This window comes from Empedobacter sp. UBA6745 (assembly GCF_002453775.1).
GTDB classification, from domain to species: Bacteria; Bacteroidota; Bacteroidia; order Flavobacteriales; family Weeksellaceae; genus Empedobacter; species Empedobacter falsenii_C.
In genome coordinates, this window is sequence record NZ_DKHL01000021.1 from 4,874 (window position 1) to 5,988 (window position 1,115).

The 1,115-nt window shown below is 36.7% G+C and carries 1 protein-coding gene; it reads right to left on the minus strand.

Annotation, left to right across the window (positions count from 1 at the left end; all coding sequences use genetic code 11):
- Positions 1–166: 166 nt before the first annotated feature.
- Entirely contained in the window at positions 167–961 is a 795-nt protein-coding gene (locus B4H69_RS07215) for a hypothetical protein (protein WP_070565936.1), read from the minus strand.
- Positions 962–1,115 lie beyond the last annotated feature (154 nt).

Sequence of the window (1,115 nt, forward strand, 5' to 3'; positions counted from 1 at the left end):
TATAGCTGATATTGCTAAGGGCACAGGGCTTTCTGTCGAAGAGGTCGAAAAACTCTAAGTTTCTTTATTTTGGATGACTGCTCCACCAATAGATGAATGGCACGAGCCGATTAAATTGGTTGACACAGTTTATGTTACAGTCTCCCGTTATATGCTGTGCTTCCTGTTATTCTGTTGTCGGTAATAGTTTGTCCGCTAAATATTGTTTCCATTTTGTCCCGGTAAACTCGCAATTTCCGCTTTTGATTTGAGCATTAGGAAATTCTGCAAGAATTGCTGTTAAGTCGTTCCAAACATTTTTCAATTTATCGTCCTTGTTTTCAAAATTCAAACTAAATTTTCCGTTTTCTACTTTAATATGCTTGAGAAAAATACCTTCTTGTGTCGAGCTAATTCTGTCCGCAAGTTGTATATAGTAACCTTGATAGTCTGGATAAGGAACTTGCTCTGGTTGTCTTTCTTCACCTGAATAATAACGAAACAGAATGTCGTGTCCGTATTTGCTTAATTTTTCTTTCCAAAATAAAGGTCTCGGAACTTCAGAAAGGTCAGCGGTCAAATATATTTCCTTCTCACTTGTCCAAGGCTTAAATGTTGTTTTTATTAGTTCTTGTTCTTCAATTTCAAGGCTGTTTGTAACAAGTCGAAAAATCGCAGGTGTAGCGAACTCTAAGCAAATTCCATTTTCAACTTCCCATGCTTCAATATATTCAATGTAATTGTCGTCACCAACATTTGTTACATCTATGTCAAAAGTCCATTCATAAATTTTTGATGGAATAATTTTGAAAGGCAAGATGTGTCTTTCTGAATTTGCCTTATAATTTGCTTTCACATTATAACCAACAATAATTTCAAGCGGATTTTCTTTTATTGCCAAAACGTGTCCGTCTTCAAAATAGAAGTTGTCGGACAACCATTTGTCAAGGTCGTTGAATGTATGTACGGTAGTTTTTAGCATTGTATATGTAGAGCGGCGATNNGGGAGCTGTTTAACCAAGTCGCTTATGGTAAGCTGTCCGCGTAGCGACGGCTTACGTCAATTCCAATCTTAATATAGACTAAGGTTTCCCATAATGCTATTATCGGGCTAGGATAGGCTTAATACATCCGAT

Coding starts and splice junctions, on each gene's coding strand:
- B4H69_RS07215 (WP_070565936.1), bottom strand. CDS start 961: ATGCTAAAAACTACCGTACATACATTCAACGACCTTGACAAATGGTTG.